Source organism: Phyllobacterium pellucidum, assembly GCF_013327855.1.
Lineage (GTDB): Bacteria > Pseudomonadota > Alphaproteobacteria > Rhizobiales > Rhizobiaceae > Phyllobacterium > Phyllobacterium pellucidum.
Window position 1 is genome coordinate 172,056 of sequence record NZ_JABUMX010000004.1, and the last position, 21,778, is coordinate 193,833.

Consider the following 21,778-nt stretch of genomic DNA (forward strand, 5'->3'; position numbering starts at 1 on the left):
CCGTCTAAACAAGATCATGATCCGGTGCCGATATTTTCATGTCATTTGCAGTAACGTTTTAGGTGAGATCCTATCTCATCTTAAAGTACTATATTTTTCAATCTATTTTGTTGAAACGCCGAGCTGTCCAACGGTTGTGCTTGCATCGCATCGGACTTCAAGGGTAGGAACGTGGGCAATGAATAACGCCTTCCTAGGGGCACCGCTTGCTTACCGCCAACCGGCTTACAATTGCATCTTATGTCTTATCGTTCATAGCGCTTATCGCCGTGCTCGAACTGGGATTGCTTTCGGCGCTTCTTGCCGGCCTCCTTGTCTATAACGTCGTGCACCTCTCGGCACCGCTGCTCGGCAGGGCAGGGGTCGATGGCCGAATTGCCAAGACCGTCGCTCTGGCGCTGCTTGCCCTCGTCTTCATCCTTTTGATCGTGGCGGCCGTGCTTGGCGGCGTCGCATTTCTGAGCGACGGCTCGGAAGGCATCGCGTCACTTTTCAAGAAGATGGCGGAAATCATCGATACGGCGCAGGTACATCTGCCGAGCTGGGCGCGGGATTATTTCCCGTCTAACCTTGAAGAGCTGGAATCGGTTGCCGCCGTCTGGCTGCGTGAACATGCCGGACAGTTGCAGCTTGTCGGGAGGGAGTTCGGTGTCCTTCTCATAAGAATCATCATCGGCATGATCATAGGTGGCATGGTCGCACTGAGTTCGGTTGCGCCGTCACGGCAGCTCGGCCCGCTGGCGATCGCGCTTACCGATCGTATCGATCACTTCAGCGACGCGTTCCGCAACATCGTCTTCTCGCAGCTGCGTATCTCGGCATTGAACACGTTCTTTACCGGGATCTTCCTCGTCCTCATTCTACCTTCCTTCGGCGTAGAGCTTCCACTCGTCAAAACCATGATCGCGGTCACCTTCATCGCCGGCCTGTTGCCCGTCATCGGTAATTTGATCTCGAACACCGTGATCGTCATTGTAGCCCTCAGCGTATCGCTGTTTGCAGCACTCGGATCCTTGGCTTTTCTCATTGTCATCCACAAACTCGAGTACTTCCTCAATGCGAAGATCATCGGTTCACGCATCAAGGCGCGTGCGTGGGAGCTGCTTTTGGCGATGATTGTCCTGGAGGCCTGGTATGGGATTGCCGGCCTGATCGCTGCGCCGATCTACTACGCCTATTTGAAGGATGAGCTGAAGTTCCGCCAGCTGATCTGACGGCGATTGTACCTTGAGATATACCGGCATTCGCCGAATTTGGTATTGCGGATGCGATTCAAATCTGAGATCGTAATGACAGCCCTGAAGAGCAAACAAAAAAGAATGGGGTAAAGGAGGAAACATAGTTCGCAATTCTGTTTTGGAGTTCAACTATGCTTTCACATTCCAGTCATGCTGACATCGTTTACATCCCGGATTCCGCGACATGCCGGACAGCAGTCCAGCAATGTCCAGTGGATACCGGCCCGCAGATCCTGTCGCATAACGCGCCGCACTCCCATCGATGCTTCGTTCGGGGCATCGGGCAAAGTGGTAGGGGGAGGGTGTAATGGACGACAAGTCGTTTTCATCGCCAGTCAGAATAAGTCTTGGCGCCATGGGGCTCCGTTTGGTTGCGACGGCGTGGGAGGCTCTTGAGTGTCTCCGAAATCAGTGGCCGCAGCAGGATGGGCTTGAATACAAGCGTGCCGTTCGCATCAATCGCGATGCCCTCGAAGGGTGGATGACGCCAGCAAAAGCTAGGCAGGCCTTTGTCCAGGCAGCGCAACGCGCCGGGGTCTTCATCGACGACCGGACGAACAAATAGTTCTTTGCGTTGCGTACCTGACTTGAGCGGCAGGCGATCGAGGCGCAACTGCACGGGCGGCTCTCCCGCTTGCCAACGTGGCTGTGGCTTCCAAATGGCCACGCGCAATCGTGCGCAATTTTGCCAAGGATGGAAACCGTAGTACTGGTGTCATCAGGTCGGGTTATGACCTGATGATTCAACAGACTGGGTATGCCGATGAGCCACTTCTTCAATCGCAGGGAAAACATCGTCACCGAGGCGCTCGACGGCCTCCTGCTGACCAGCCGCCCGGGTTTATTGGCCCGCCTCGACTCCTATCCGGACATCAAGGTTATCGTGCGGTCCGATTGGGACAGGTCGAAAGTCGCCGTCATTTCGGGCGGCGGCGCAGGCCACGAGCCTGCCCATGCCGGCTTCGTGGGGCGGGGCATGCTTACGGCCGCAGTCTCGGGGGAAATCTTCGCATCGCCAAGCGTTGATGCGGTACTGACGGCCATACGTGCCGTTACTGGCCCTGCAGGTTGCCTCCTTGTCGTCAAGAATTACACGGGCGACCGGCTGAACTTCGGTCTTGCCGCTGAGCGGGCACGCGCCGAAGGGTTCAACGTCGAGATGGTTATCGTTGCCGATGACATAGCGCTTCCAGACCTCGCACAGCCACGCGGTATCGCCGGCACGCTGTTCGTGCACAAGATCGCAGGCTTTCTCGCCGAGCGTGGTGACGCGTTGCAGGACATCGCTGCAGCCGCCACCGCCGCAGCAGTTGAGATTGTTTCGCTCGGCGTTGCCTATTCCACCTGTTCAATTCCGGGCCAGCCGCAGGAGTCGCGGCTCGGCAAGAATGAAGGCGAACTCGGGCTGGGCATTCACGGGGAACCGGGCGTCGAGCGCATCCCGGTCCAGGCTGCGGCGAGCATTGTCGGCATCATGACGGAACGCCTCAGTGCCGCCATTCCCGCTGGCGGCGAATATGCTTTGCTCATCAACAACCTTGGTGCCGTGCCGCCAGTCGAGATGAACGTGATCGCGCGCAATGTTCTCGCAACACCGCTTGGCGGCAGAGTGAAGCTCGTCATCGGCCCGGGGCCGATCATGACAGCGCTCAACATGAACGGCTTTTCGCTGTCGCTGATCAAGCTTGATCTGGCGCGCGAAGCCGCTCTTCTCGCGGAGGTTGCACCGCACGCATGGCTAACTCCTGTCGAACGCCATGAGCTAGCCATCGTGCCCGCGCCCGCAGTGCGAAGCGAAATCGAACATATGGCCGCCAGTCGCGACCCACAAGTCGAAGAAATGCTCGCGACCATCTGCGACAGGCTTATAGCGCTAGAACCGGACCTTAACCGGCTTGATGCTCGTGCTGGTGACGGTGACACCGGTTCCACGGTTGCAGCAGGCGCGCGCGGCATCCTGGCGCGGATCGATACACTGCCTCTCGCCGACAAGGCGGCGACATTTGCGGCCATCGGTTCGATTCTCGCAACCAGCATGGGCGGTTCGAGCGGCGTGCTTCTGTCCATATTCTGTACGGCGGCATCGAAGTCGATGGCGACAGGCGCAAACGTACCGGAAGCATTGCTTTCGGGTCTCGATCGCATGACATTCTACGGCGGCGCCAAACCCGGCGATCGCACGATGATCGACGCGCTCGATCCTGCACTGAATGCACTTGCCGCCAGCGGAACAAAAGAAGCTGCCGTTGCTGCAAGGTCCGGAGCCGAGGCAACGGCATCGATGACCAAGGCAAAAGCGGGTCGCTCGTCTTATGTCGGTGCGCGCGATCTCGATGGCATAGTCGACCCCGGTGCGGAAGCAGTTGCAGCAGCATTCGAGGCCGCTGCAGCCGTTATCGCTGACGGCAAGTCGAAACACCGTCCATGACCGGGCGTACGGCCCGGATCAATTGCCAGCCCGCGTTCTTGCGTCTGGCATGCGAAGGTGTGAGTTCCATAACTACTCTTATGCCATAAACTGCAAATTATAACGAAACATCAATAACTTAGTACTACACCAAGCGTCCGAGCGGTCGAGGGTTCCCCTCTAGCTGTCGGCCTGCTCGGCGTCACACATGCCCGCTCTGGTTGCGTCGGACGATCATGAGCACGAGCAAAATGATGCCAAGCGCGATGAACGCGATGCCAATGGTAAGGAACTCCGTCGAACCGTAGCGGTAGCCTGACGCAGTGATCAGGAAACCCAAGATAATGGCGATCAATCCGCCCAGCTTCTTGAAGAGTGAAATCGGTCTGTCATCGTTTAAGGCCATGTCAAACCTCCGACGTTGCAGGCTTGAACGAAGTTCGCCTGGCCGTACACACGACGGCAGTCCATGCTAGCAGTGGTTGCGGCATTGCTCAATCGCCGCTTTTGCCGCTGTCTCGAAGAGCCGCCAGTCCGGTGAGCTGATTCAACTCTTGCGTGAAAATATCCTTTGCATCCATTCCGCTTCGGCTAATGTGTTGGCGGGCCAAAAGGCCAGGTACCCAAGAGGATGGAACATGAATAAAACGTTTCTGACGATCGCTGCGGCCATCGTCGCTTTTGCATCTAACGCAGCAGCCCAGGATTGGAAAGAAATCCGCATCGCCACTGAAGGCGCTTATCCGCCCTTCAATACCCTGAAGGCCGATGGAACGCTGGCTGGCCTCGATGTCGATATCGCCAATGCGCTCTGCGATGAGATGAAGGCAAAATGCACCATTGTTGCGCAAGACTGGGACGGTATCATCCCGGGTTTAATGGCCAACAAGTATGACGCCATTATTGCGTCCATGAGCATCACCGAAGAGCGCAAGCAGAAGATCGATTTCACCAACAAATACTATACCACGCCTTTGGCGGTCATCGTCCCGAAGGATAGCACGCTCGCCGGCGTCGGCGTCGAAGACATGAAGGGCAAGAGCGTCGGCGCGCAGGCGTCAACGACCCAGGGCAACTATGCGACCGACATCTATGGCAAGGCCGGCGTGGACGTGAAGCTCTACCCGACGCAGGAAGAAGCGGCCGCCGACCTCCAGAACGGACGCATCGACGCGCTGATCTCAGACAAATTCGTCGTGGTCGACTGGCTCAACAATGCCGGCAAGGATTGCTGCAAGATGCTTGCAGACGTTCCGGGAACGGCAACTGAAGCCGGCATCGGCATTCGTAAGGGCGACGACGCGCTGCGCGAGAAGTTCAACAAGGCGATCGATGCCATCGTAGCCAATGGAACCTACAAGACAATCGTCTCGAAGTATTTCCCCTTCGATATCTATTGATCAATACAGAGCCATCCGGCCCCGGTCGGGTGGCCCCGCTCTCATCAAATGACTTGATTGGACAGCACAGCGGCCAGATGCCAAGATTGATACGAAAGTCGCATTGGGGACCGCTCAGCACACTCTGTCATCGATCACGAGGAGAGCATCATCATGGCAACCTGGCAACCTGATCCTTCCTTCTATCCCTCGCCGCGCATGGCGGCGAAAGCGCCGGCCGAAAAACTGGCCTATGTCGCCGCCTTCGATCCCGAACGAAAAATCCCCGACGCCATTACCGTCGTGGATGTCGATCCGCAATCGCCCACCTATTCGCAGATTGTCGGCCAGGTCGATATGCCGAATGCCGGTGATGAGTTGCATCACTTCGGCTGGAATGCCTGTTCGTCGTGCCTTTGCCCGAATGCCCCTCACCCGCATATGGAGCGCCGTTATCTGGTCGTACCTGGATTGCGTTCCTCGCGGCTCCATATCATCGATACCAAGCCCGATCCGAAGAACCCGAAAATCGTCCGCGTCATCGAGCCGGAGGAAGTCGCCGAAAAGGCAGGCTACTCCCGCCTTCACACCATTCACTGCGGGCCCGAGGGTATTTATGTGAACGCGCTCGGCAATGCCGAAGGCAAGGCGCCGGGAGGCATCTTCCTCCTTGATCCCACGAGTTTCGACGTACTTGGACAGTGGGAGATGGACCGCGGCCCGCAGAAACTCGCTTATGATTTCTGGTGGCATCTCGGGCATGACACGATGGTAACCAGCGAATGGGGAACGCCCGACACATTTGAGAACGGGCTCGTTCCAGAGATACTGCTCGGGAGCAAGTACGGACGCAGATTGCACTTCTGGGACCTCCACAAGCGCAAGCATCTGCAGGAAATCGATTTCGGTGAAGAATACCAGCTGGTGTTCGAACTGCGTCCGGCGCACAACCCGACCAAGGCCTATGGCTTTGTCGGCTGCGTCATCAGCCTCAAGGATCTTTCCGCGTCGATCTGGACCTGGTATCGCGACGGCGACAAGTGGGCCGTGAAGAAAATCATCGAAATCCCTGCCGAGCCGGCCGACCCCGACCTGTTGCCGCCCGTGCTGAAGGGGTTCGGCGCGGTCGCGCCGCTTGTCACCGACATCGACCTTTCCATGGATGACCGCTTCCTCTATGTCTCCTGCTGGGGCACCGGCGACATGATCCAATATGACGTCTCCGACCCTTTCAATCCGAAGGAAACCGGCCGGGTCCGCATCGGCGGCATCGTCTCGCGGGCGACGCATCCGAAAGCGAAGAACGGCGCCCTGAACGGCGGGCCGCAGATGGTGGAAATCAGCCGGGATGGCAAGCGGGTCTACTTCACCAACTCGCTCTACGGACCCATCGATCCGCAGTTCTATCCGGAAGGGCTCGAGGGCTGGATGGTGAAGCTCGATGTCGGCGAAAACGGCGGCATCACATTCGATGAGAACTTCTTCATCGATTGGCCGAAGAGCCACCGGCCGCACCAGGTGCGGCTCGAAGGTGGCGATTGTTCGTCGGATTCCTACTGCTATCCATGACGGCATCAGGTCAAACGACGAGCAGACACGCAGAATGACATCCATTTCTCCATGGCTGGTGCTTGCCGGCCTTGGCGTTTTTCATGGTCTCAACCCGGCGATGGGCTGGCTGTTCGCGGTAGCGCTCGGGCTCCACCGCGGCAGCCGCATGGTTGTCTTGCGGTCGCTCGTGCCGATTGCGCTTGGCCACGCAGCCTCGATCGCGGTGATTGCCGTCGTTGCTGTATTGCTCGGCTTCATTTTCGATCAGCGTCCACTCGAAATCGCGGCGGGTATCCTGCTGCTTGCCTGGGCGGCATATCAGGCTGCCTATGGTCACCGGCACCGCGTGCGTGTTGGCATGACCACGGGGATGGTCGGCCTCGGCTTCTGGTCGTTCCTGATGGCGAGCGCGCATGGCGCGGGGCTCATGCTTGTGCCGGTCGTGATCCCGCTTTGCCTCGCGTCAATGCCTGGGCAGGACCTGACGGCTGCGGGGTCGCTCTTGATCGCGCTCGCAGCGGTCGGCACCCACATGGCCGCAATGCTGGCGGTCATTCTTGTGATCGCGCTCACGGTCTATGACTGGTTCGGGCTCGAGTTCCTGCGGCGCGGGTGGATCAACTTCGATCTCATATGGATCGCGGCGCTGACGGCGACCGGCCTTATCCTGATTGCCTAGCGCACCAGCTTTGCGCGAAGCCCTCTGCACATCCTGGAATTAGGATTGAGCTGCCGGAACAGATTTTTCCCGTTGAACGCAAAACAAGGAGGACGCAATGACGCGCCCTCCTCGCCTGAAGGTTACTTCTGAATGCAGGTATCGACAGTATCCTTGGTGCATTCGTCAAGACCGGTGAAAACCGGATCCTCGACGGTCTTGCCTTCAATCAGGTTGATCATGACCGATGGCGCCTTGTAGCCCATTTCGAAAGGCCGCTGACCAACGAGAGCCGTTACCAGGCCTTCCTTGGCAATGGCGACTTCGTCGCCGATCGTATCAGCCGCGCCGATGACGAATTCATTCTTGGCGATCTTGTCAGCCAGTGGCTTGAACAGGTCACGATACGGCTGAGGCGCACCGAAGAGCGGCCAGCCACCCATGATGCCGAATGCGTCAAGGTCCGGATTGGCGGCGAGGATATCCGTCATCGCCTGGACGCCCTTGGCGCCGTCATCATTGGTAAACACCGGGCAACCGGCAACTTCTGTCCAGCCGCCCTCGCCTTTCAGGGCGGTCAAGCCCTTCTGGCCGCTGAGCGTGTCGCGCATGCCCTGCGCACGGCGCAGGATATTGTCCGCACCAGGGTTGCCTTCGATCGTGCATATCTTGCCGCCACTCGGCTTGCCCTTCTTGATGTACTCGCCGATCTTGGCGCCCATCAGGTAGTTGTCCGTGCCAAGATAGGTCTTGCGCAGGGCAGAGTCTTCTGCAGCAAGGTCGGCATCGAGCGTCATGACCGGAACCGTCGGATTGGCGGTCTTGATCGTCTGCGCGATCAGCTTGGCGTTAGATGGTGAAATGGCAATTGCGGCGGTGTCGGCCTTGCCAAGGACGTCCTGGACAATCTGCGCCTCGCCTGCCTCATCGGATGTCGAAGCTGGACCGGTGTAGAAGCACTCATACTCGGAGCTCGCGTTCTCCTTGTTCCACTTCTGGCAGCCCTGGTTGATGGCTTCGAAGAATGGATTGTCGAGACCCTTGACGACGATGACAAGCTGCTTCTTCGCCAGAGCTGGTCCGGCACCGAGCGCGAGCGCAGCGGCGGCTAACAGTAGAATTGATTTCCTCATTTGTTCCTCCCTTGAACCCAACGGACACGAGCGTGCCCGCCACACAGATCAATCTGGATGCCACACAATACGAGGTTGTTCTGCAATCACACGTATCGCGGAAACCAGTCGATAGTTATTTCAGTCCGATGCAGGCGACCTTTGCCTGATCCCGATGTCTTCCAGGTTCCGGTTCGAACCGGGAACGAGCGGCGAGTACGCGTTACCGCATTGACCGCGAACGGGTTCCGCCCGACTTGCCCCGTCGCTTTCGTGATCAGATATTCCTCCCTGACGCTAGCTAATAACGCCAACGTTTCCCCGTCAACGGGTATTTGTAATATAAAACTATTTTTGGTTGTATGGGCTTGCAATCACCCGAAAGTTGATTGACGCTTGATTAAGCGTTTGCGTAAATTCGACCTACCGCTTTCCTTGGGAGGGGATGGAAGGTCGCGACAATGTCCGCACGAACGAGCGGGATAGCGAGCGCACAGAAAAAGGGAGGCAGGTTAGCTGGTGGCGGTTCTCGAACTCATCAATATTTCAAAGCATTTCGGCGCGATACAAGCGGTCAATGATGTTTCATTCGCGATTGAACCCGGCCAGGTCGTCGGCCTCATGGGGGACAATGGCGCCGGTAAATCAACGCTCGTGAAGATGATCGCCGGGAATTTCCGCCAGAGCGAAGGCACCATGCGCATGGATGGTGCCGAACTCATCATGCACAAGCCGATCGATGCCCGTCAGCATGGAATCGAGATCGTCTATCAGGATCTTGCGCTCTGCGACAATCTCTCGGCGGCGGCAAACGTCTTTCTTGGGCGCGAACTGCGGCGGGGTTTCGGTCCCATCCGCATCCTCGACTACGCCAACATGTACAAGCGCGCCGGCCAGATCTTCGCTGAACTGAAATCCGAGACGCGGCCGCGCGACTTGGTCAAACAGATGTCCGGGGGGCAGCGCCAGGCCGTGGCTATTGCACGAACGCGTTTATCAGAAGCCAAGATCGTGCTGATGGATGAGCCGACGGCGGCAATTTCGGTCCGCCAGGTTGCCGAGGTCCTTAACCTGATCCGCAACCTGCGCGATCAGGGTATTGCAGTGATTCTCATCAGCCACCGCATGCCCGACGTCTTCGACGTGGCCGACCGGGTCATAGTGATGCGGCGCGGCAGGAAGGTTGCTGACAAGTCGATCGGAGCGACGTCGCCTGAAGAAGTCACGGGATTGATCACCGGCGCGATCGAACAGCTTGCCTGATCCGTCGGGCATCGAACCATTTGGAGGAACCGAGGTCGACCATGGCCATCACACTTGATCAGACAATCAACCAAAGGCAGCACAACTGGCTTTCGTCCGTCCTGGGAAGCCAGACGTTCTGGGTACTGATAGCCGTTATCCTCGCCTGTATCTTCCTCTCGTTCGCCACGGATTCCTTCGCGACGACAAAGAACCTTTACAATATCACCCGCAACGTCACCTTTGTCGCGATCATCGCGCTCGGCATGACACTGGTCATCATCACGGGAGGAATTGATCTCTCGGTCGGATCGGTCCTCTGTTTATGCAGCATGATCCTCGGCGTGGTCATGCATGCCGGCTACAACATCGAAATCGGCATTGCCGCGTCCATCGCCACCGCTCTCGCCATCGGCGCATGTCATGGCATCCTGATTGCCTATATTGGCATGCCCCCCTTTGTCGTCACGCTCGGCACCTTGTCGATCGCGCGCAGTCTCGCCATGGTCGCCTCCGGCAACACGGTGGTGTTCCAGTTCGGGCCCGACCATGACAAATTGCTCGCGCTCGGCGGTGGCGCGTGGTTCCTCGGCATCGCCAATCCTGTCCTTTACATGATCGTACTGGCGCTCCTGACCGGCTTTGTGCTGCGCTGGACAAGGTTCGGGCGCCATGTATATGCGATAGGCGGCAATGAACATGCGGCGACCCTCACCGGCGTGCCGGTCCGGCTCATCAAGGTTGCCGTCTATATGATCTCCTCACTATCGGCCGGCATCGCCGGCATCATCCAGACCGGCTGGCTCGGCGCGATTACCACCAATATCGGCACGGGTCTTGAACTTCAGGTCATCGCCGCGGCCGTCATCGGTGGCGCGGCCCTCGCCGGCGGCGTCGGCACCGCGCTCGGTGCGCTAGTCGGCGCAGCGCTGATCGAGGTGATCCGCAACAGCCTTGGTCTTCTTGGTATCAATGCCTTCTGGCAAGGCTGTTTCATCGGCGGCGCAATCCTCTTCGCCGTCCTCTTCGACAGGCTGCGCAACCTGCGCCAAAGCGACAATTGAGGGCATTGCCGACTCCCGGACGGCAGTGCCCCGGCACATGGAGAAAACCAGAATGAAGAAGCGTATCGTGTTCACCGGCGGCGCTGGCAAGGCGGGGCGTCACGTCATTCCCTACCTCGTCGAGCACGGCTATGAGGTTCTCAATATCGACCTCGTTGCCCTGGACTATCCAGGCGTCAACACCCTGTTTGCCGATATCACCGACAGCGGCGAAATGTTCAACGCCCTTTCGAGTCACTTCGGCTTCAATGGGTTCGAGACCGGCAAAGGTCCGGCTCCGATCGATGCCGTCGTGCATTTCGCGGCGGTGCCGCGCGTTTTGATCAAGCCCGACAACGAGACGTTCCGGGTCAATACGATCGGCACTTACAATGTCATCGAGGCGGCGGTCAAACTCGGTATCCGCAAGGTCATCATCGCCTCGAGCGAAACGACCTATGGCGTTTGCTTTGCCGAGGGCGACAAGGATTTTCATGCGTTCCCGCTCGAAGAAGATTACGACATCGATCCGATGGACAGCTACGGACTATCGAAGCTCGTCAACGAGAAGACTGCACGGGCCTTTGCCATGCGCACCGGCGCGGACATCTACGCGCTGCGCATCGGCAATGTGATCGAGCCGCATGAATATGATCGCTTCCCGGATTTCATCGCCAATCCGATGTCGCGCAAACGCAATGCGTGGAGCTACATCGACGCCCGCGATCTCGGGCAGATCGTCGATCTGGCGATCCAGAAGGACGGTCTCGGCTTCCAGGTGTTCAATGCGGTCAACGACACGATCACGGCGACGCTGCCGACGCAGGAATTCCTCGCCAAATACTGCCCCAACGTGACAATCACCCGCGAACTTGGCGAGTTCGAAGCACCGTTGTCTAACCGCAAGACACGCGAAGTCCTCGGGTTTCGCGAAGAGCATGATTGGCGGAAATACGTCAAACAGAGTTGACTTCCCCCTCCCCTCAAAGTCCAATTGCTTCGTCAAGGCAAAGATGACAAGAGCGGAGGGCGGACATGAGCGAGACATTCGTAATTGCGCAAGGCGGCGGCCCTACCGCCGTCATCAACCAGACGTTGGCTGGAGCGGTGATCGAGGCGCGCAAACGCCATAGGGGCGCCCGCATTCTCGGTGCGCTCCATGGCGTGCGCGGCATTCGCGACGGCAATTTCGTCGACCTCTCCGACCTTCCCGAGGAGCAGCTCCGTTTGCTCGGCGCAACGCCCAGCGCCGCATTAGGGAGCACGCGCGACAAGCCGGACGCAGCCTATTGCGAAAAGGTCCTGAAAGGTCTGAGACAGACAGGCGCCACGGCTTTCATCTACATTGGTGGCAACGATACCGCTGGGACGCAACAGATCCTGAATGACGCGGCAGGCGGCGATATCGCCTTCGTTCACGCGCCGAAGACGATCGACAATGACCTTGAAGAGAACGACCACACTCCGGGGTTCATCTCGGCCGCCGAGTTCGTCGCCACGGCTTTCGCCAGCGTCGATCTCGATTTCCGCGCCTTGCCGGGCATCTATGTCGGCATCGTCATGGGCCGGCACGCCGGCTTTCTGACCGCAGCAGCAGCCGCATGGCAATTTGACGACGAGAGCGGACCGCATCTCCTCTATGTTCCCGAACTCGCCTTCTCGCCAAAGCGTTTCGTCGAGGAGGTACGCTCCGTCATCGATCGTCATGGCCGCTGCATCGTTGCCATGTCCGAAGGCGTTACCGCCGAGGACGGCCGTTCGGTGGTAGAAAATCTCGTGCCGCGCGAGCGCCTTGAATTTGACGCACATGGCAATGTTCGCCTCTCCGGTGGCGATCTCGGCATGGCGGTGGAACAGGCCTTGCGCGACGGATTGCCCGGCGTACGCGCCCGGGTTGACACATTCGGCTATTTGCCGCGCGGCAATGCCGGGATGATCAACGCGACCGATGCGCAAGAAGCTTTTGATGCGGGCGCATTTGCGGTCGAAGCTGCAGCACAGGGCGGAGGCTCGGTTGCGTTGCAGGAAGAAGGCGGCGTAACACGTATCCGCCTGGTGCCCCTCGCCAATGTCGCGGGAAAGACGCGTCACTTGCCCCCCGGCTTCCTGTCTGCGGAGGGAACGCGTCTTGCTGCCGGCGGCAAGGCCTATTTCGACCGGTTGCTGCCACGGCGGCTCAAACTCGCGAAACCGTTTGTCTAGAGCTACGGGGAACAGCTATTGCGCGACGCGGTCCGCGTCCATCCCTCAGGATAAGTGGGAAGGTCACAACCTTCCCGCCGACGCGGATTCACTGGATTGATCTGAAGCCGCGTCGGGTAGGGAAAATCAGATCCCCTCGCCCTGGGTGTTTCTCTCCTCATGCGTCAATGTCGCGATGAATCGCTTTGTCCGCTCGCGTTGCGGACGCGTGAAGATATCGCGCGAAGACCCTTGTTCGACAATGACTCCACCGTCGAGAACAATGACCTCATTGGCGATTTTCGATGCGAGCCGCAGATCGTGCGTCGCCATCACCATCGTCGTTCCTTCACGGGCAAGTTGCGCCAGCACGTCGACTACCTCGCCCGATAGTTCGGGGTCGAGCGCCGATGTCGGCTCGTCGCACAGGAGGACCTTTGGCGAAGGCGCGAGCGCCCGCGCGATGGCCACACGCTGCTGCTGGCCGCCCGAAAGCGTCGAGGGCCATACCTCGGCCTTGTGGGCGAGGCCAACCTTTTCGAGAAGCATCATGGCCCGTTCGCGCGCGCGCTCCTTCGGCCATTTCAGCACGGTGGTCAGCCCCTCGGTGACGTTCTCGATGACGGTCCGGTGCGGGAAGAGCTGGAAGTTCTGGAACACCATGCCGGTGTGACGGCGAAGCCTGTGAACGTCCTTGCTGTTGACGCGAAGGTCCGGTCGAAACTCCAACCTGTCGCCGGCTATATCGACGGATCCGGAGGTCGGAATTTCCAGGAGGTTGATGCAGCGCAACAGCGTGCTCTTGCCCCCTCCCGAAGGGCCGACGAGTGCCATGACCGCGCCTTCGGCAACGCTGAGCGAGACCTCATTCAGCACTGTCAGATCGCCGAAACGCTTCACGATATTTTTGAGATCGACCATGCTCATGAGCGCGCCTCCAGGAAGCCGCCATAGCGATTGAGGCGCGTCTCCAGCCGCGCCTGCAGCGATGACAGGACCGAGCTCATCACGAGGTAGATCAACGCCGCCTCGACATAGAGGATCAGTGGTTCATAGGTGGTTGCAACGATGCGCTGCGCTGCCTGGAACAATTCCGGCACCGTGATTGCGGCGGCAAGCGAGGTATCCTTGACCAGCGAGATGAAGGTATTGGACAGGGGCGGAACGGCGACCCGCGCGGCCTGCGGAAGGATCGTGCGGCGCATCGCCTGCCCCCAGCTCATGCCGATCGAATAGGCAGCTTCCCATTGCCCCTTGGGCACGGAGGAAATGACCGCACGCAAGATCTCCGACGTGTAGGCACCGATATTGAGCGTGAAGCCGATCAACGCGGCGGTGAACGCATCAAGGACGATACCGACGCTTGGCAGACCGTAGAAGATCAGAAACAACTGGACGAGAAGCGGGGTGCCGCGAATGATCCACACGTAGAACTTGATGACCGCTGCAAAGGGTGCCGGGGCAAACAAGCGGACGAGCGCTGCGATCAGGCCGACAGCCAGCCCCAGGACGAAGGAGAGCAGCGTCAGGGGAATGGTGAAAACCAATCCTGCCCAGAGCAGCGAGGGCAGCGATTCAAGCATCAGTGTCAGCCAATGGGTCAAATCCGGTTCTCCCTGGTGAGCCCGTATTTTAATAGGAAAAAGGCAGGGACAAATGCCCTGCCCTCTTAGAGCGCAAATCGCGCCGGTCGTAAACGGGTGTTACTTGGAGACGTCCTCGCCGAAATACTTGTCGGCAATCTTCTTGTAGGTACCATCCGCCTTGATCGTCTCGAGCGCCTTGTTGATCGCAGCCAGGAGATCCGGCTCGTTCTTGCGAATGATGATGCCGGAAAAGTCGGCATTTTCCTGCTGGGCGGCGATCTTCACATTGGCGTCCGGCTTGTGCTTCTTGAAGTCGAGGAACGAGAGGCTGTCATTGATCGTTGCATCGGCGCGGCCGTTGAGGACGAGCTGGATCGACTGGTCGAAACCATCGGTACCAACGAGCTCGGCGCCCGCTTCCTGCGCGATCTTGCCGAAATTGCTCGACAGGGACTGCGCCGATTTCTTGCCCTTCAGATCAGCGAAGGTCTTGATATCGGCATTGTCGCCCTTGACGATGAGAACAGCCTTGGAGGCGATATAGGGCTCGGAGAAATCATACTTCTGCTTGCGAGCCTCGGTGATGCCGACCTGGTTGATGACAGTATCGTAGCGGTTCGCATCAAGACCGGCGATGAGGCCATCCCACTTGCCTTCGAGGAACTGTGGCTTGACACCGAGGTTCTTGGCGATCGCCTCGCCGATCTCCACGTCGAAGCCGACGAGCTTGCCGGCCGCGTCATGATAGGTGAACGGCGCGTAGGTACCTTCGGTGCCGATCTTCAGGACACCCGCCGCCTTGATCTTTTCCAGATTCGATTCTGCATGGGCCTGTGCGGGCACGATTGCGAGAGCGCCAATGACGAGGAGCGATTTCAGCCAGTTCATTTGTTTCCATCCATTGTTTTAGCCTTTCGGCGAATGATCGGAAAATGTCACTTTGCTTGGCTGCTGCATAGGCATTCCCAGCCAGCAAAATCTGTTAAACGGCGAAAGCAATACCAGAAATAGCCGAAACAGCGAAATATTATTCCAGACCCTTTTTCACTAAAGGCGACGATCGCCTTAGGCCAATCTCATGCCCGACTTGGCGTGGAAGACGTGAACATTTCCCGGCTTGACGCCGAGGCCGATGATATCGCCCGGAGCGCGATCGGTGCGCCCCATGGCGAAGATGCAAACCTGCTGATCCGCCATCTTCGTATAGAATTGCGTCGAGAGGCCCAATGGCTCGATGACCTCGATCCTGGCCTTCAAATTATCCGCCCCGCCGATCTCGATGTTTTCCGGCCGTACGCCAACGACAATCCTGTCGCCGTCGGTAAGGTTGAGTTCCTGCCGGAGCGGCACGAACTGACCATCGGCAAGCTCCGCGGCACTCGTTCCGTTCTGGTTTGTGACAACGGCCGGCAGGAAGTTCATCCCGGGCGAACCGATGAAGCCGGCAACAAAGAGGTTCGCCGGATGGTCGTAGAGTTCGAGAGGCGTTCCGACCTGCTGGATCACGCCATCGTGCATCACAACAATACGGTCGGCCATGGTCATGGCTTCAACCTGATCGTGGGTGACATAGACGGACGTCGTCTTCAACTGCTGGTGCAGCGCCTTGATCTCGGTGCGCATATGTACGCGCAACTTTGCGTCGAGGTTGGACAAGGGTTCGTCGAAGAGGAAGACCTTGGGATCACGCACGATCGCCCGCCCCATGGCGACGCGCTGGCGCTGACCGCCGGAAAGCTGACGCGGAAGCCGCTCGAGGAACACGTCGAGGCCGAGACGCTTGGCGGCGCTGCCGACGCGGCTCATGACGAGGTCCTTGGCCGTCTTGCGCAGCAAGAGGCTGAAGCCCATGTTCGCAGCTACGTCCATATGCGGATAGAGCGCATAGGACTGGAACACCATGGCGATGTCGCGATCCTTGGGCGCGACATCGTTGACGACACGATCGCCGATCTTGATCTCGCCGGCTGAAATTTCTTCCAGCCCCGCAATCATGCGCAACAGCGTGGACTTGCCGCAGCCCGATGGGCCGACAAGGACGACAAACTCGCCGTCGGCGATCGAGAGATCAACGGAGGACAGCACGTTCATGGCGCCGTAGTTTTTCTGAACATTCGATATGGTGACAGAAGCCATGGGATTATCCTTGGTTAGCCCTTCACTGCGCCGGCGGTCAGACCGGTCACGAGGTAGCGTTGCAGGAAGGCGAAGAACAGGCAGGCCGGAATGAGCGCGAGCACCGAAGCCGCCATCATCTGCCCCCAGTCCACGGCGAATTTGCCGATGAAGGTGAGGAGCCCGACGGCAAAGGTCTTCTGGCTGTCGCTGCTGATCAGCATCAGCGCGAACAGAAGTTCGCTCCATGCGGCGGTGAAGACGAAGCCGAGGGTTGCGCCCATACCGGGCAGTGTAAGCGGAATGATGACCTTGCGCAGCGCTTGTGAGCGGCTGCAGCCGTCGATCATCGCGGCTTCCTCTAGGTCCTTGGGAATACCGTCGAAGAACGACTGCATCAGGAATGTAGCAAAGGCGATGTTGAAGGCGGTGTAGATGATGATGAGCCCGGTGAGACTATTGGTAAGCCCAAGCTGACCCATGATGCGGTAGATCGGCGGAATGACCATCACCAGCGGAAATGTCTGGGTCAGGAGCAGGGTCACGGCGACGGTTGTCTTGCCATGGAATGAGAAGCGCGACATGGCATAGCCAGCCGCCGAGGCTATGATCGTCACCAGCGCAGCGGTTATTACCGACACGATGACGCTGTTGAGGAAGTAGCGCGGGAAATCGGTGGCACGCAGCACGGTGACGTAGTTTTCCCACGTCGAGGTCGACGGCCACATCGTGATGCCTTCCGAATATAGCAGCGATTGCGGCGTCACCGAAATCTTCAGCGTCCAGAACAGCGGGAACAAGGCGAAAATGACATAGGCCCCGACTGCGCCATAGAGACCTATGGCCCCGAAGATCCGGGCATTGCGCGAGCGTCCGGCGATCATCAGGAATACCTCACGAGTGCTTTGCGGATACGGATCAGGACGACCGCGTAGAGGATGAGGAGCGCGAGGAGGAGTACGGCAACCGCCGATGCGTAGCCCTTGTCGAGCGTCTTGAATGCGCTGACATAGATGTAGGTCGCGACAGTATTGGTGGAACCCGCAGGTCCACCCTCGGTCATCACGTAGATGAGGTCGGCGAATGTGGCGATCCAGATTGTCCGCAGCATTACCGTGATGGCGATGGTAGGCGCAAGGAACGGCAAGGTCACTTTGGTGAAACGTTGCCATGGATTGGCGCCGTCGATCGCGGCGGCTTCATGCAGTTCCGACGGGATAGACTTCAGCGCCGCCAGCAGGGTAATCGCAAAGAACGGGATGCCGAACCAGACATTGGCGATGATCGGCCCCCACATGGCTGTCGCGGGATCGGAGAGGATATTGGTCGGCTCTGACTTGAGACCGAGCGCATAGAGCCAGTGTGGCAGAGGCCCGACGATCGGATTGAAAAGCCAGGCCCAGGTTAGACCCGAAAGAAATGAGGGCACCGCCCATGGCAGGAAGACGATGGCCTGGACCAGCTTCTTGCCGGCGAAATTGCGATCGAGGAGCAGCGCGAGGCCAAGCCCAAGGAAGAACTGGAAGAAAAGGCTCGCGACCGTCCACCATAGGGTGTTGATCAGCGCCTCGCCCAGCACCTTGTCGTGCAGCATCGCCTGGTATTGCGCGAGTCCGACAAACTCAGACTTGAAGGCGGAAAACTTGCGGAAGGAATAGCTGATGCCGAAGATCAGCGGCACCACGAGAACGAGGAGCAGAAATACGAGGGCCGGACTCATATAGGCCCATGGTTCGAAGGCGTCGGCAAAGCTTCGCTTCTCGCCGGCCCTCCCGCCCTTCTGCGGCAAGCCTGCCGCTGTCGATTGCATGACCATACCTATCGAACCCCTCATCTCGATGTCGTTTCAAATTCGCCGCCTTGTTTCCGGCTTGGCGAACCAAAAGAAATGCTCCGGCACGGTCCGCGCCGGAGCATCGTTGCAGGTGACGTTATTTCTTGTTCTTGGCCATCCAGGCCTGCTGCTGTTCGGTCAGGAACGCAGCCCACTCGTCGGCGACCTCTTTCGCCGTCTTCTGGCCGAGCAGAACTTCCTGGAAATTCTTGACCGAAACCGAGTCATAGAAATTGCCGAGGTTTTCGAGATGCGTCGGCGGCGTGACGAATTCGAAGGTCTTCGGATCGCTCAATTCCTGAAACCAGCCTTTGAAGGCTTCTGAACCGAAATAGGGGTCCTTGTCCGCGCCATTGTGGATCGGCAGGACCCCGACATTCTTGGCGAACTCGATATTGTCCTCGGGCGACAGCAAGGTGCCCATGAGCTTCCAGGCCTCGTCCTTGACCTTCGAATTTGCAAACATCGCCCAGCCGGCATAGCCAAGGGTCGGATAGGACTTGCCATTCGGCCCGGTAGGCAGCGGCGCAACGCCGAAATCTTCAGGCTTCATCTTTTCGGCGATACCGATCAGAGCGTCCGGGTCCTGGTCGAGCATGGCGCAGGTTCCGGAATAGAAACCTGTCACAACCTCGTTGAAGCCCCAGCTGACGCTATCCTTCGGCGCGTAGCCGCTCTTGTAGATATCGGCCAGCATTTCGAGGCCCTTGACGGCGCCCGGCTCGTTGAGTGTCGCGGTACCGTCGGCGTTGAAATAGCCACCCTTGCCATTGGCGATGTTCATGAACATCTGCACGCCATTGAAACCGCCGGGTCCGCCACGCAGGCAGTAGCCATACTTGCCCTGGATCGCTGAGATCTTCTTGTTGGCTTCCATGAATTCGTCAAGGGTCTTCGGCGCTTCCTTGAGGCCAGCCTGTTCGAACAGCTTCTTGTTCCAGAACATGGCGCGGACGTAATAGCCGTATGGAATCATGTACTGTTTGTTGTCGACGACGGAGCCGAACTGCTTGGCGCGGTCGCCCAGCGTTGCCGCGTCCTTCCAGTTGGCCATGTAGGGCCCGAGATCCTCAAGCTGGCCATTATTGGCGTAAAGGCCCATCCAGCGCTCCGGCATCTCGACAATATCGGGGGTATCGCCAGCCTGGACCATGGTCAGGAACTTCTCGAACGCCTGGCCCCAGGGCAGCGATACGAGCTCCACTTTCACGCCCGGATTGGCCTGCTCGAATCCGGCGATCTGCTTCTTCAGAAGTTCGGTGCGCGGCGGGCTGGAAATCACTTCCACCATCTTGATCGTTGTATCGGCGAAGGCCGCCGATACCGTCATAGACAGCGCCGCGATGGCGCCCGCCAGAAATGTTCCCATTCGTTTTTGCATTATTGTCTAGCTCCCATTTTTTAGACAGTTCAGAAGTTCAGCGTTTGGCTTTTGCCAATGCGTTGGTAAGATCCGTCCATAGTTCCTCGACACTTTCGAGCCCCACATGCAGGCGGATGGTTCGCGGGCTTACGCCGAAGCGCCCGATCGAATTGGCGTCCGGCGTCTGCTGCAGCGAGGCCAGCGCCGGTACGACGAGACTTTCGTGACCGCCCCAGCTGACGCCGATGCGGAAGAGTTTCAGCGCATCGACGAAGGTCGGAACATCGATGTCTTCAGTCACCTCGAAGGAAAACAGTCCCGAGTAGCCGGAGAGGGTCGCCTTGCCCGGATGGTTGGAATAGGCCGGATGCATGATGCGGTCGACGCTTTCATGCGCCCTTAACCGCTCAGCGATGGTAAGACCGCTCTTCATGTGGTGCGGCAGGCGCAGGGTCAGGGTGCGCAGGCCGCGCAGCAGGAGCCAGGCCTCGAAGGGTGAGAGTTTCGCGCCGAGATAGGAATAGGTACGGCCGTTGATGCGGTCGATCATCTCGCGCGATCCGGCAACGACGCCGGCAACCGTATCGCTATGGCCGCCGAGATATTTCGATGCCGAATGCATCACAAGATCGATGCCATGGGTGATGGGCTTCTGGAAGAGCGGTGTCGCCCAGGAATTGTCGATGGTCGTAACGACGCCGTGTTGCTTGGCGAGCCGCGCATAGTGGGCGATGTCCTGCAACTCGAACATCATCGAGCTCGGGCTTTCGAGATAGAGCAATTTGGCCCCGGGCAACGCGGCAGCGACCGCATCGGGATCCGAGCCGTCGACATAATCCACCTTGATTCCGAGATGCGGCAACAGGCGCTCGAACAGGCGATAGGCGTCGCCATAGCAGTTGCGCACGGCAACGATCCGATCCCCTGCCCCGACAAAGGCAAGCACCATGGCGCTGATGGCGCCCATGCCGCTCGAAAAGGCGCGCGCTGCCTCCGCGCCTTCCAGCGCGGCGATCTTGCTTTCGAATTCCATCACCGTCGGATTGTCGCCGCGCGAGTACATGGGCTGGCGCTTGCGTCCGGCAAAGGCGTCGGCCATTGCCGCATAATTGTCGAAGGTGAACAGCGACGTCTGGTAGATCGGCGGCACTACCGAGCCACCCGGGAATGGCTCGTCATGGGCAAGGAGCGTTGCCGCCTGCGCCATTATCTCCTGATCGTGAAAATATGGATTGTCGCTCATTCTCTGCTCTTCTTGGTCTGCTTTTTAAGGTTCGCGTTGCCGCGCTTGAGGTCGTCCTCGACGGTCGCAATGAGTTTCAGCGCCTCGCCGCGGGCAGCGATGGGATTACGCGCCGCTATCGCGTTGAAAAGCGTGCGGTGATAGGGGAAGCTCGCATGGCCGAAATCGCGCACGCCGAGCGGATGCTCCCAGAAGCGGTGGAACATCTCGTACATCGCAGCGATTATCTGCTCGAACAGGGGATTGCCGGACGTACGGAACACGGCAAGGTGAAACTCCCAGTCCTCTTCCGCCGACATGCCGTTGCGTTCGTGGAAAACTCTCTCCATGCGGATAAGCTTCTGCTCGATCAGCGCAATATCCGCGTCGCTCGCGCGCTCGGCGCACAGCGTGGCGGCCTCCGCCTCTAGGCCGCGTCGAATTTCAAGCGTGTGCATGAGGCTATTGAAGTCGTTGCCCGAAGGCAGGGTCAGCGGCAGGTGAAGCATGTTGCGGGTAACGGCGGCCTTGAGGTAGGTGCCGCTCCCCTGTCGGCGCTCCACGAGGCCGAGTTCCTGCCAGCGCGTCAGCGCCTCCCGCACGGTCGTCCGGCTGACCTTCAAATGTTCGGCAAGGACGCGTTCAGTCGGCAAGCGATCGCCAGGCTTCAACCTCTCACCCGTCACGAAATCGACCAGCGCGTGCAAAACCGCGTCGTCGCGCGATGATGTGTGCACTGGAGCAAGGATCGGACTGATCACGCTGAAAACGCCTAAATTGGTTGGACCATTGTGCCAATTCAACATGAAAGCCAATGGGAGTCAAACCCTGTTTCGCGCTTTTGCGA

At 58.7% G+C, this 21,778-nt stretch carries 21 protein-coding genes; 10 read left to right on the top strand and 11 right to left on the bottom strand.

The window, feature by feature from the left end:
- Positions 1–206 precede the first annotated feature (206 nt).
- The 3 genes from HQ945_RS17415 (at position 207) to HQ945_RS17425 (ending at position 3,666) form a co-directional block, all read left to right on the top strand.
- Positions 207–1,214 carry an AI-2E family transporter gene (locus tag HQ945_RS17415; RefSeq protein WP_113281335.1) on the top strand — a complete coding sequence of 336 codons (1,008 nt, stop codon included), beginning with the start codon at positions 207–209 and terminating at the stop codon, positions 1,212–1,214.
- A gap of 379 nt (positions 1,215–1,593) precedes the next feature.
- On the top strand, positions 1,594–1,803 hold the full coding sequence (locus HQ945_RS23205) for a DUF982 domain-containing protein (protein ID WP_370462256.1): 210 nt from the start codon (positions 1,594–1,596) through the stop codon (positions 1,801–1,803).
- A 198-nt stretch (positions 1,804–2,001) separates the two neighbouring features.
- Entirely contained in the window at positions 2,002–3,666 is a 1,665-nt protein-coding gene (locus HQ945_RS17425) for a dihydroxyacetone kinase subunit DhaK (RefSeq protein WP_113281424.1), read from the top strand.
- A gap of 181 nt (positions 3,667–3,847) precedes the next feature.
- Here HQ945_RS17425 and HQ945_RS17430 read toward each other — a convergent pair whose 3' ends face one another.
- Positions 3,848–4,051, bottom strand: coding sequence for a hypothetical protein (locus tag HQ945_RS17430; protein WP_027232204.1), 204 nt, complete (start codon positions 4,049–4,051; stop codon positions 3,848–3,850).
- Between the two features lie 232 nt (positions 4,052–4,283).
- Between HQ945_RS17430 and HQ945_RS17435 the strand changes: the two genes are divergently transcribed.
- The 3 genes from HQ945_RS17435 (at position 4,284) to HQ945_RS17445 (ending at position 7,254) form a co-directional block, all read left to right on the top strand.
- A complete protein-coding gene (locus HQ945_RS17435) occupies positions 4,284–5,045 on the top strand; it encodes an ABC transporter substrate-binding protein (protein WP_027232205.1) in 762 nt (253 codons plus the stop codon).
- Positions 5,046–5,198: 153 nt separating this feature from the next.
- Positions 5,199–6,593 (top strand): selenium-binding family protein, encoded by a 1,395-nt coding sequence (locus tag HQ945_RS17440; protein WP_113281336.1) that lies wholly within the window; start codon positions 5,199–5,201, stop codon positions 6,591–6,593.
- A gap of 34 nt (positions 6,594–6,627) precedes the next feature.
- The gene (locus tag HQ945_RS17445) at positions 6,628–7,254 is read left to right on the top strand and encodes a hypothetical protein (protein ID WP_113281337.1); all 627 of its coding nucleotides are present in this window, start codon (positions 6,628–6,630) and stop codon (positions 7,252–7,254) included.
- 122 nt (positions 7,255–7,376) lie between these two features.
- Here HQ945_RS17445 and HQ945_RS17450 read toward each other — a convergent pair whose 3' ends face one another.
- Positions 7,377–8,366: a sugar-binding protein gene (locus HQ945_RS17450; protein ID WP_027232208.1), complete on the bottom strand. Its 990-nt coding sequence runs from the start codon at positions 8,364–8,366 to the stop codon at positions 7,377–7,379.
- A gap of 498 nt (positions 8,367–8,864) precedes the next feature.
- On the opposite strand from HQ945_RS17450, the gene HQ945_RS17455 reads away from it, so the two are divergent.
- The 4 genes from HQ945_RS17455 (at position 8,865) to HQ945_RS17470 (ending at position 12,832) form a co-directional block, all read left to right on the top strand.
- Positions 8,865–9,608, top strand: a complete 744-nt coding sequence (locus tag HQ945_RS17455) for an ATP-binding cassette domain-containing protein (protein WP_027232209.1) — start codon at positions 8,865–8,867, stop codon at positions 9,606–9,608.
- A gap of 41 nt (positions 9,609–9,649) precedes the next feature.
- Entirely contained in the window at positions 9,650–10,651 is a 1,002-nt protein-coding gene (locus tag HQ945_RS17460) for an ABC transporter permease (RefSeq protein WP_113281338.1), read from the top strand.
- A 52-nt stretch (positions 10,652–10,703) separates the two neighbouring features.
- The gene (locus HQ945_RS17465) at positions 10,704–11,600 is read left to right on the top strand and encodes an NAD-dependent epimerase/dehydratase family protein (protein WP_113281339.1); all 897 of its coding nucleotides are present in this window, start codon (positions 10,704–10,706) and stop codon (positions 11,598–11,600) included.
- 65 nt (positions 11,601–11,665) lie between these two features.
- Complete coding sequence (locus HQ945_RS17470; protein ID WP_113281340.1) at positions 11,666–12,832, top strand: diphosphate--fructose-6-phosphate 1-phosphotransferase; 1,167 nt, start codon at positions 11,666–11,668, stop codon at positions 12,830–12,832.
- Positions 12,833–12,958: 126 nt separating this feature from the next.
- Here the strand turns inward: HQ945_RS17470 and HQ945_RS17475 are convergent, their stop codons facing one another.
- The 9 genes from HQ945_RS17475 to HQ945_RS17515 all read right to left on the bottom strand — a co-directional run bounded on the left by HQ945_RS17475 (position 12,959) and on the right by HQ945_RS17515 (position 21,692).
- Positions 12,959–13,732 (bottom strand): amino acid ABC transporter ATP-binding protein, encoded by a 774-nt coding sequence (locus tag HQ945_RS17475; RefSeq protein ID WP_027232213.1) that lies wholly within the window; start codon positions 13,730–13,732, stop codon positions 12,959–12,961.
- 2 nt (positions 13,733–13,734) lie between these two features.
- Positions 13,735–14,415, bottom strand: coding sequence for an amino acid ABC transporter permease (locus HQ945_RS17480; protein WP_027232214.1), 681 nt, complete (start codon positions 14,413–14,415; stop codon positions 13,735–13,737).
- Positions 14,416–14,514: 99 nt separating this feature from the next.
- Entirely contained in the window at positions 14,515–15,285 is a 771-nt protein-coding gene (locus tag HQ945_RS17485; protein ID WP_027232215.1) for an amino acid ABC transporter substrate-binding protein, read from the bottom strand.
- A 177-nt stretch (positions 15,286–15,462) separates the two neighbouring features.
- Positions 15,463–16,533 carry an ABC transporter ATP-binding protein gene (locus HQ945_RS17490; RefSeq protein ID WP_113281342.1) on the bottom strand — a complete coding sequence of 357 codons (1,071 nt, stop codon included), beginning with the start codon at positions 16,531–16,533 and terminating at the stop codon, positions 15,463–15,465.
- Between the two features lie 14 nt (positions 16,534–16,547).
- Entirely contained in the window at positions 16,548–17,396 is an 849-nt protein-coding gene (locus HQ945_RS17495; protein WP_027232217.1) for a carbohydrate ABC transporter permease, read from the bottom strand.
- On the bottom strand, positions 17,396–18,328 hold the full coding sequence (locus tag HQ945_RS17500) for a carbohydrate ABC transporter permease (protein ID WP_091923380.1): 933 nt from the start codon (positions 18,326–18,328) through the stop codon (positions 17,396–17,398). The genes HQ945_RS17495 and HQ945_RS17500 overlap by 1 nt, the downstream gene beginning before the upstream one ends.
- A gap of 115 nt (positions 18,329–18,443) precedes the next feature.
- Positions 18,444–19,715 (bottom strand): ABC transporter substrate-binding protein, encoded by a 1,272-nt coding sequence (locus HQ945_RS17505; RefSeq protein WP_174208373.1) that lies wholly within the window; start codon positions 19,713–19,715, stop codon positions 18,444–18,446.
- A gap of 49 nt (positions 19,716–19,764) precedes the next feature.
- Complete coding sequence (locus tag HQ945_RS17510; RefSeq protein ID WP_113281343.1) at positions 19,765–20,952, bottom strand: PLP-dependent transferase; 1,188 nt, start codon at positions 20,950–20,952, stop codon at positions 19,765–19,767.
- Positions 20,949–21,692, bottom strand: a complete 744-nt coding sequence (locus HQ945_RS17515; RefSeq protein WP_425500667.1) for a FadR/GntR family transcriptional regulator — start codon at positions 21,690–21,692, stop codon at positions 20,949–20,951. The genes HQ945_RS17510 and HQ945_RS17515 overlap by 4 nt, the downstream gene beginning before the upstream one ends.
- Positions 21,693–21,778 lie beyond the last annotated feature (86 nt).